Annotated in this window: 7 protein-coding genes; 1 reads left to right on the forward strand and 6 read right to left on the reverse strand. The window is 66.8% G+C overall.

Annotated features, from left to right (window positions below; translation table 11 throughout):
- Nucleotides 1–103 precede the first annotated feature (103 nt).
- From rodA to AB4Y84_RS06160, 5 genes are all read right to left on the reverse strand, one after another.
- Entirely contained in the window at nucleotides 104–1,216 is a 1,113-nt protein-coding gene (gene rodA, locus AB4Y84_RS06140; protein WP_312109885.1) for a rod shape-determining protein RodA, read from the reverse strand.
- A complete protein-coding gene (mrdA, locus tag AB4Y84_RS06145; RefSeq protein WP_312109883.1) occupies nucleotides 1,213–3,291 on the reverse strand; it encodes a penicillin-binding protein 2 in 2,079 nt (692 codons plus the stop codon). The genes rodA and mrdA overlap by 4 nt, the downstream gene beginning before the upstream one ends.
- A gap of 3 nt (nucleotides 3,292–3,294) precedes the next feature.
- Nucleotides 3,295–3,780 (reverse strand): rod shape-determining protein MreD, encoded by a 486-nt coding sequence (gene mreD / locus AB4Y84_RS06150; protein WP_089236951.1) that lies wholly within the window; start codon nucleotides 3,778–3,780, stop codon nucleotides 3,295–3,297.
- The gene (gene mreC / locus AB4Y84_RS06155) at nucleotides 3,777–4,937 is read right to left on the reverse strand and encodes a rod shape-determining protein MreC (protein ID WP_442244992.1); all 1,161 of its coding nucleotides are present in this window, start codon (nucleotides 4,935–4,937) and stop codon (nucleotides 3,777–3,779) included. The genes mreD and mreC overlap by 4 nt, the downstream gene beginning before the upstream one ends.
- 121 nt (nucleotides 4,938–5,058) lie before the next feature.
- Entirely contained in the window at nucleotides 5,059–6,105 is a 1,047-nt protein-coding gene (locus AB4Y84_RS06160) for a rod shape-determining protein (protein WP_025877255.1), read from the reverse strand.
- 282 nt (nucleotides 6,106–6,387) lie between these two features.
- On the opposite strand from AB4Y84_RS06160, the gene AB4Y84_RS06165 reads away from it, so the two are divergent.
- A complete protein-coding gene (locus AB4Y84_RS06165) occupies nucleotides 6,388–7,326 on the forward strand; it encodes a carbohydrate kinase family protein (protein WP_442244993.1) in 939 nt (312 codons plus the stop codon).
- Between the two features lie 184 nt (nucleotides 7,327–7,510).
- On the opposite strand, the gene AB4Y84_RS06170 is transcribed toward AB4Y84_RS06165, so the two are convergent.
- Nucleotides 7,511–9,484, reverse strand: coding sequence for an LTA synthase family protein (locus tag AB4Y84_RS06170; RefSeq protein ID WP_442244994.1), 1,974 nt, complete (start codon nucleotides 9,482–9,484; stop codon nucleotides 7,511–7,513).
- Between the last annotated feature and the right edge of the window lie 44 nt (nucleotides 9,485–9,528).

Consider the following 9,528-nt stretch of genomic DNA (forward strand, 5'->3'; position numbering starts at 1 on the left):
CAGGGATGGGTTCACGGCGTCCCCCGCGAATCCACCCCGCCCCGCCAACCACGGCTGTTGCTTTAAGTGCCCACCCACGAGGGGCTGCGCCGATGGCTGGAAACTACCCGTAACCGCCATGCACCGGATTGTGACGACGCACCGCCATCACCAACCCGAACCCGGCCAGCAGCGACACCGCCGACGTACCGCCGTAACTGATCAACGGCATCGGCACACCCACCACCGGCAGCAGGCCGGAAATCATCCCGCCGTTCACCAGCACATAGACGAAGAACGCCAGACCCGTGGCACCGGCCAGCAGGCGCGAGTACGAATCGCGCGACTGGCTGGCAATCCACAGGCAGCGCCCGATCACCACCAGGTACAGCGTCAGCACCAGCGCCACGCCGATCCAGCCGAACTCCTCGCTCAGCACCGAGAAGGCGAAGTCCGTGGTCTGTTCGGGAATGAAATTCAGGTGCGACTGCGAGCCTTCGCCCCAGCCCTTGCCATCGAAACCACCGGAACCAATGGCGATCTTCGACTGGATGATGTTCCAGCCTGCGCCCAGCGCGTCCATTTCCGGGTCGAGGAACATCATGATGCGGTCCTTCTGGTACGGCCGCAGCAACCAGAACCAGGCGACGGGCGCCACCGCTGCCACACCGCCCACGCCCAGCCCCACCCACCACCACGGCAGGCCGGCCAGCAGCAGCACGAACACGCCACTGGCGGCGATCAGCACGCCGGTACCGAAGTCCGGCTGCAGCATCACCAGCCCGGTCGGCACGCCGATGATCACCATCGCCACCAGCACCGTGTTGAAGCGCGGCGGCAGCGGCATCTTGTGCAGGTACCAGGCCACCATCATCGGCAGGCTGACCTTCAGCAGTTCGGCCGGCTGCAGGTAGAAGAACTTAAGGTCCAGCCACTGCCGGCCGTACTTGCCCGTGCCCAGCGCGAACACCGCCAGCAGCGGAATCATCGAGATCGCGTAGATCAGTGGCGTGGCCGAGCGGATGCGCAGGATCGGCGCCCGAGAAATGCCCCACATCGCAGCCAGGCCCACGGCAAAGCGCACGCCCTGCGCCATCACCAGGCCATCGCCACCAGCACTCTTCAACGTCGCCAGGCCGATCACCATCAGCGCCCCCAGCGCCAGGCACAGCACCCAGTCCAGGCTGCTGAAGAACCGCTGCAGCATTTCGCCGGCCCAACGCAGGAACTCCTTCATCGCGCAGCCTCCGCTACGGGGGTCGGGCGYGTGCCGGCCGGCACGGTTGCCGCAGAAGGCGCACCTGGCGCAGGTACCGGCAGAGGCTCCGGCGCAGGAACACCGATCAGCACCGGATGCTCGACCAACTGTGCGGCAGCGATATCGCCGGCCTGGCGTGCGCCCACGTCTTCGTTGTCGAAGGCAGTGGCGCCGATCGCAGTGGTACCACGCTCGCTGTCCAGCGGCTGCATGCCTTCAGGCATCTTGCCCAACAACCAAGCATCGAAAATCTTGCGCGCGATCGGTGCAGCCGCCGCACCGCCGTAACCGCCGCCTTCCACGGCGATGGCCAGCGCAATCACCGGCTGCTCGGCCGGCGCGAAGCCGACGAACAGCGCACGGTGGCGCAGGTGCATCGGCAGGCTTCTGGGATTGACCGCGGCCGTGCCCTTGCGGCTGACGACCTGCGCCGTGCCGGTCTTGCCCGCCATCGTGTACGGCGCACCGGCTGCCATGCGTGCTGCGCTGCCGCCGGGAAGCATGGTCGCCATCATGCCTTCGCGCACAGCCTGCAGGTTGTTCGGGTTGGGACTGACCGGCTTGCTCTGGCCGGGCTCCGTCGCCACCCAGTCGCTGTCGAAACCAGCACGCTGCTGCATCACCAGATGCGGCGTGCGCAGCTGGCCATTGGCCAGGCCGCTGACACCACGGGCCAGCTGCAGCGGGGTGACCTTCCAGTCGCCTTGGCCGATGCTGATGTTCACCGTATCGCCGGGATACCAGGCTTCCTTGCGGCTCTTCCGCTTGTAGGCTGGCGACGGCAGGATGCCGGAGATCTCACCGGTCAGATCGATGCCGGTCGGCTGGCCGAAGCCGTAGTACTCCATGTAATGGTCGAACCGCTCGATGCCCAGGTCCAATGCCAGCCGGTAGTAATACGTATTGACCGACTGCGCGATGGACTTGCGCAGATCGGTCCAGCCGTGACCGCCACGGTGAGAGTCGCCCCAGCCACGCGAGGTGCCGGGCAGGTAGAACATGCCGGTCGACAGCACTTTGTCCTCGGGACGGCGAACGCCCGAATCGAGGCCGGCCAGGCCGATCAGCGGCTTCAGGGTCGAACCGGGGGCAACGCCGCCGAGTACCAGGCGATTGAACTGCGGGCGCGACGGGTTGTCGTTCAGCGCCTTGAAATCGGCATGCGAGATGCCGTTGACGAACAGGTTCGGGTCGTAGGACGGCAGGCTGACCATCGCCAGCACTTCACCGGTACGCGGGTCCATCGCCACGGCCGAACCTTCCTGATCACCGAAGGCAGCCACCATCGCCCGCTGCAGGTCGGCGTCGATCGACAGCCGCAGGTCGGCGCCGGATTGCGCAGCGACACGGCCGATGGTGCGGATCGCGCGGCCCTGCACGTTGGTCTCGACCTGCTCGTAGCCGACCTTGCCGCGCAGTTCCTGCTCGTAATAGCGCTCCAGGCCGGACTTGCCGATGTGGGTCAATGCGGCGTTGCCCTCGCCGAGGATCTCCAGATCCTTGTCGTCGACCCGGCCAACGTAGCCGATGATGTGCGCGAACAGGTCGCCATAGGGATAGCGACGGGTCAGGTACGGTTCCAGCTCGACGCCGGGAAAGCGCCAGCGGTCCACCGCGAAGCGCGCCATTTCCTCATCGCTCATGCGCAGCTTCAGCGTGACCGGCAGGAACTTGCGGCGCGCCTTGCGCGACTTGTTGAACGCTTCCAGTTCTTCCGGGCTGATCTGGATGATCTTCGCCAGCCCTTCCAGGGTGGCATCCATGTCCTTGACCTTGTCCGGGGTCACATCCAGGCGGAACGCCGGCACGTTCTCGGCCAGCAACCGACCATTGCGGTCATAGATCATGCCCCGCCCGGGCACCACCGGCCGCGGCTTGATGCGGTTTGCTTCGGATCGGGTGGCGTAGATGTCGTGGTCCAGCACCTGCAGCTTGAAGTACCAGCCGCCCAGGCCCAGCAGGCAGACCAGCACCCCGAAGAAGCCCAGCGCCGCGCGACGCCGGAACTGTTCGGCTTCGGCGTGCGGATTCTTGACCTGGCGACGCGGCAACATGGCTCAGCGCCCGCGCTTGCCGAAGCGCACTGCGTCCAGCAGCACGAACACCAGCGGCCACAGGCCCATGCCGAGCAGGGGTGCCCACCAGTACGACCACGGCAGGGTCGGCTCGCCCACCAGGATATGGACCAGCGCGCTGACGATGCGATCGTTGAACAGCAGGCCGCCGATGGCCAGCATCTGCTGCGACATCGGGAAGAAGCGGATGCGCGCGCGGAAGCGCTGCAGGATGAAGGCCAGCATCACCAAGCGCAGCGCCTGTTCGCCCAGCACCCCGCCGTACAGCAGGTCGGCGACGACGCCGCTGGCGAAGGCGATGCCGAGGCCGACGCGCTCCGGCGCTTCGATCACCCAGTAGGCCAGAACCAGTGCCAGCCAATATGGACGCAGCGGCTGCAGCAGCGCCGGCAACGGCAGCAGGCCCAGCAACAGGGCCACCACAACGCTGGCGGGAAGCACCCAGCGGTTGTCGCGAAGGCGGCTCATCGCTGCGCCTCCGGCTGCGGTTGGGTCGGCTGCGGTTGAGTTTGCTGCGGTTGCCGGCCAGCGGCCGGCACTACCGGGGAGCTGGCTGGGGRAGAGCCCCCCTCTTGTTGAGGGGGGCGCGCCGAAGGCGCGGGGGTAAGGGAGGATGCGCGGGCAGCCGGGTTCGTCGCAGACGAGGACGGCTGCCGGCCAGYGGCCGGCACTACCGGGGTAGCCTGCGTTGCTGCAGGCGCGGTGCCGGTCGGCAGCGCTGTGGCATCGGCCGGGCCACCGGGAGCGGCCTGTTCCATCTGCAGGCGCAGGTTCGGCGGAATGCGGATCGCAGCGCCAGGGCGCAGCAGCAGCACGTCGCGGCCACGATCGAGCTGCGCGGCCGGTTTCAGTTCGCCCACCAGGAAGGCATGGGTATCGTCCGGGCGCAGCCCGGTGATGGTGCCCACCGGGAATCCGGCCGGGAAGCGGCCACCGAGACCGGAGGTGACGATCTCATCGCCCACTTCCACGCCGGCACTGAGCGGGATGTCGCGCAGTTCCAGCTTGTCGCCGCGGCCGTAGACGATCAGGCGCACGCCATTGCGGGCCACGGTCACCGGCACCGCGTGGTCGGGATCGGTCAGCAACAGCACCGTGGAGCTGCCCGTGGTCACGCTGATCACCTGGCCCATCAGGCCGCCGGAATCGATCACCGCCTGGCCGACGTGCACGCCTTCGCGGCTGCCGGCGTCCAGTACCAGGCGCTGTTTGACCGGGTCCAGGTCGATGTCCAGGATCGGCGCCAGCTGTACGTCCAGGCCACTGCGCTCGGCCACGTTCAGCAGTTCGCGCAGCTGGGCGTTGTCCAGCGCGGCCGTCTGCAGACGGGTCAGGCGGGCGTTGGCCAGCAGCAGCTGGTTGCGCAGCTCGCGGTTCTCGGTCACCAGCTGGCCGTGGCTGGCGGCGGTATCCCGCACCTGCCCGCTGAGCTTGCCGGGCAGGCCGGCCAGGGCCCACACCGGCTGCACCAAGCTGTTGGCCTGCTCGCGCAGACGCGCCAGCCAGCCAGCCTGGTCGTCGAGGACGATCAGGGTGATTGCCAGTGCGAGATAGGCCAGCAGCCGCAGCGGGCTGGCGGCATCACCGGATCGGGAAGCGACGGGAGGTCCGGCGTAGGGCGGCACGGCAGCGATTCAACTGGCAGAAGGCGGAAGGGAAACACGCGGGCGCCCCGCCGGTGCCGACCTGCCGATGTGGCGGGCCGCACCCCGGAGGGGCGCTGCGGGCGCAGGCAGCCGGGACGGCTTATTCCGGCGCAAAGAACTCGTTGCCGTGCATGTCGACCAGTTCCAGCGCACGACCGCCACCGCGGGCCACGCAGGTCAGCGGGTCGTCAGCCACCTGCACGTGCAGACCGGTCTCCTCGGAAATCAGGCGGTCCATGTCGCGCAGCAGGGCGCCACCACCGGTCAGCACGATGCCGCGCTCGGCGACGTCGGCGCACAGTTCCGGCGGGGTCTGTTCCAGTGCCAGCTTGACCGCACTGACAATGCCCGACAGCGGCTCGTGCAGCGCTTCAAGCACTTCGTTGGAGCTGATCTTGATCATCTTCGGCACGCCCTCGGCGAGGTTGCGGCCGGAGATTTCCATCTCGATCGCCTCCGCCTGCGGGTAGGCACAGCCCAGCTCGACCTTGATGCGCTCGGCGGTGGCTTCACCGATCAGCATGCCGTGGTTGCGGCGCACGTAGTTGGTGATCGATTCGTCGAAGCGGTCGCCGCCGATGCGCACCGAGGCGGAATAGACGATGCCGTTGAGCGAGATCACCGCCACTTCAGTGGTGCCGCCGCCGATATCGATGACCATCGAGCCACGGGCCTCGGTGACCGGCATGCCGGCACCGATCGCGGCCGCCATCGGCTCTTCGATCAGGAACACGTCACGGGCACCGGCCTCCTCGGCCGATTCCTTGATGGCGCGGCGCTCGACCTGGGTCGAGCCGGCCGGCACGCAGACCAGCACGCGCGGGCTCGGGCGCAGGAAGCGCGACTTGTGCACCTTCTTGATGAAGTGCTTGAGCATCGCCTCGGTGTAGGTGAAGTCGGCGATGACGCCGTCCTTCATCGGGCGGATGGTGGTGATGTGGCCCGGGGTACGGCCGAGCATCTGCTTGGCCTCGGCGCCAACGGCTGCCACCGACCGGGTACCACCAATGGCGCGATCCTGGCGCACCGCGACCACGGACGGCTCGTTCAGCACGATTCCCTGCCCACGCACATAGATGAGGGTGTTGGCCGTGCCCAGGTCGATGGACAGGTCATTGGAGAACATGCCGCGCAGTTTCTTGAACATCTGGGAGTTGATCCTGAGGGGTGTCGCGCCCAACGCGGGATGGCGAAAAAATGGGCAGAAATCGAGGTCGACAAGCCTAGCAACCTGCCTGCCGCCGAGCAAGGAGAAAACTAGCTGAACCCGCGCCTTCACAGGCTTTCGGCCTGATCGGGCATCACCCGGTTCTGGCCCTGAGCGGCACCAGCGGGTAACCTTTGCGCCGTCGGGCGCCCAAGGGCGCCGTTTGCTTGCCTGCCGAAGTGGGCCGGCCCACCCCAAAATTCACCGCATAGGCTTACATCGATGTCCGCTCTGATCTGTGGTTCTCTTGCCTTCGACACCATCATGGTGTTCCCGGACCAGTTCAAGAATCACATCCTGCCGGACAAGGTGCACATCCTGAACGTGTCGTTCCTGGTGCCGCGCATGCGCCGCGAGTTCGGCGGCTGCGCCGGCAACATCGCCTACAACCTGCACCTGCTGGGTGGCGATCCGATCCCGATGGGCACGGTGGGTTCGGACTTCGGCCCGTACCGCGAGCACTTCGATGCCCTGGGCATCGACCTCACCCGCGTGCGCGTGATCGATGAGCTGTTCACCCCGCAGGCGTTCATCACCACCGACCACGACAACAACCAGATCACCGCCTTCCACCCGGGCGCGATGATGCGTTCCTACGAGAACCACGTGCGCGACGTGCCGGGCGTAAGCCTGGGCCTGGTCGGCCCGGACGGCCGCGAAGGCATGATCCAGAACGCGCTGGAATTCCATGAAGACGGCGTGCCATTCATCTTCGACCCGGGCCAGGCGATGCCGCTGTTCAACGGCCCGGAACTGCGCGAGTTCATCGAGCAGGCCGATTACGTGGTGGTCAACGACTATGAGTCGAACCTGCTGCAGGAACGCACCGGCTGGAACGAAAAAGAGATCGTCAGCCGGGTCAAGGCCTACATCACCACCCGCGGCCCGAAGGGCGCGGTGATCCACACCCCGGAAAAGACCTACGACATCCCGCCGGCGCACGAGCGCCGCGTGGTCGACCCGACCGGCTGTGGCGACGCCTTCCGCGCCGGCCTGATCTACGGCATCCAGAAGGGCTTCGACTGGCTGACCATCGGCCGCATGGGCAACCTGATGGGCGCGCTGAAGGTCGAGCACCCGGGCACCCAGAACCAGCGCTTCACCTTCGATGAGTTCAACGAGCAGTTCAAGCAGCAGTTTGGTTACGCGTTGAACGCGTAAACGAACTGCCCGCGCATTTCTCCTTATCCCCGCGCCTTCGGCGCGCCCCCTTGAACAACAAGGGGGCTGTCCACCCGAGGCGCTATCGGGAATGCTTCTGGCGGGAATGCCGCTGGTAGGTGTCGACCTTGGTCGACACTGCCGGCCAATGGCCGGCACCGCATCGCCGCCCCGCCCTTCCGGCTCAGGGCTTGGCCTTCTCCGGCAAGCGGTACAGCTCTTTTTCATAGGCCAGCGTGCCCCACATCGCGTAGGCATGTGCGCGCCGTGCCAGTTCCGGCCGCAGCGGCTGCGGCTGCAACTGGTCGCTGGCCGGGTCGTAGCGGAAGCCCTGCGCGGGCTTGTCCGGCTGCAGGATGGCCACATCGTTGCCCTCCATCCACGCCAGATTGCGGTCGTACTGCATCAGCGCGCGTCCCGGCTGCAGCCGCTGCAGGTCGGTCAGGTCCTGTCCCACCGTCGGGGTCGGATCGGCAATGCCCAGCAGCGACAGCAGGGTCGGCGGCAGATCGATCTGACTGACGATGCGGGTATCGCGGCGCGCTTCGATGCCACCGCCGAGGATCAACCCGGGAATATGGAAGTTGCCGATCGGCACCATGTTCTTGCCGAACACCCGCGAATCATGGTCGGCCACCACCAGGAACACGGTGTCCTCCCAGTACGGTGAGGCCATCGCCTTGCGGAAGAACTCGCCCAGCGCGTAGTCCGCGTACTTGGCGGCGTTGTCGCGGGTCTGCTTCGGTTGCTCGTACAGGTCGATTCGGCCGTCGGGGAACTCGAAGGGATCGTGGTTGCTGGAGGTGAACACCAGGCCGAAGAACGGCGTGCCCTGCGCTTTCAGCTGCCGGAACTGCTGGTCGGCGCGAGCGAACAGATCCTCGTCCGACGCGCCCCAGGAGCCGACGAAGGCCGGCTTGCGGTAATCCTTGCGGTCCACGATGCGGTTGAAGCCGTTGGCGAGGAAGAACTCGCGCATGTTGTCGAAGTGGCTTTCGCCGCCGTAATAGAAGCCGGTGTCGTAGCCATGCCGCCCCAGCACATCGGCCAGGGTGAAAAAGCGCTGGCGGCTGGCGGGCAGCTTGACCACCGATTCGGCCGGCGTCGGCGGGAACCCGGTCAGTACCGCCTCGATGCCGCGTACCGAACGCGTGCCGGTCGCATACAGACGCTCGAACGCCCAGCCCTGTCTGCTCAGCCGGTCGTAGTTGGGCGACAACGGCCGCCCGCCGAGACTGCCGATGAACTGCGCGCCCAGGCTTTCTTCCAGCACGATCACCAGATTGCGCGGCTTGCCCAGGTACTGCGGCGGACGCAGCGCCAGGCTCGGCAACGCGTCGGAGACATACGCCGATGCCGGCAGGCCGCTGCTGGCGCGCAGCTCGCTGACCACCTCGGCCAGCGGCAGGTCGCCATAGACGCGCGAGGTTTCGCTGCGGGTCGCCAGCTGCCGCGCGGCATAGCCGACGGTGTACAGCGAGTTCAACGGCAAGGCGTTGATGGTCGGGTCGGTGGAGAACGCCACCAGTGCCGGGTTCAAGGGACGATGACCCAGGCTTGAACGCACGCCCAGCGCCGCCAGCAGCAGCACCAGGAACGCCAACGGCAGCCGCCACAGCCATCCGGCTTCGACTGCGACCGTTGGGCTGCTCCCGACCCAGCGCCGCGACCCACGCAGCAGCGCCCAGAACAGCACGATCACCGCGGTGACTTCAATCACCACGGCCAGCAGATGGCCGCGCAGCAGCGTCATCCCGACTTCTTCGGGATAGATCAGATATTCGAGGAACAGGCGATTGGGGCGCAGGCCGTACTCGGCCATGAAGCTTGGTGTGGCCAGCTCCATGAACACCAGCAGCACGCTGGCCAGGATCAGCCACCACCTCAGCAGATGGCGCCACGCGCGGCCCACGCGTCCTTCCAGCGGCAACAGCAGCGCCAGCACCGCCGGGATGCCGTACAGCAGGCACAGGGTCGACACATCCACCCGCAGCCCCTGCAGGAACACCGTGGCCCAGCCCTCAGCGGCACTGACGCGCGCGGCATGCCACAGCGCCAACCCCAGTCGCGACAACGACAGGGCTACCAGGCCAAACAGGAAGAAGGCGGCAATCGGACACAGACGCCGGTACAGCGACACCCACACAGCTCGGAGCATGAAAGGAATCCAGAAATGGAGCCAAGGACACCCATGCCCCATCC

This window comes from Stenotrophomonas sp. 2YAF22, from assembly GCF_052114665.1.
Classification (GTDB): Bacteria; Pseudomonadota; Gammaproteobacteria; order Xanthomonadales; family Xanthomonadaceae; genus Stenotrophomonas; species Stenotrophomonas indicatrix.

Bases quoted from the DNA above. Each gene is read 5' to 3' on its own strand.
- rodA (WP_312109885.1), bottom strand. From the start codon at position 1,216: ATGAAGGAGTTCCTGCGTTGGGCCGGCGAAATGCTGCAGCGGTTCTTC.
- mreD (WP_089236951.1), bottom strand. From the start codon at position 3,780: ATGAGCCGCCTTCGCGACAACCGCTGGGTGCTTCCCGCCAGCGTTGTG.
- AB4Y84_RS06160 (WP_025877255.1), bottom strand. From the start codon at position 6,105: ATGTTCAAGAAACTGCGCGGCATGTTCTCCAATGACCTGTCCATCGAC.
- AB4Y84_RS06165 (WP_442244993.1), top strand. From the start codon at position 6,388: ATGTCCGCTCTGATCTGTGGTTCTCTTGCCTTCGACACCATCATGGTG.
- AB4Y84_RS06170 (WP_442244994.1), bottom strand. From the start codon at position 9,484: ATGCTCCGAGCTGTGTGGGTGTCGCTGTACCGGCGTCTGTGTCCGATT.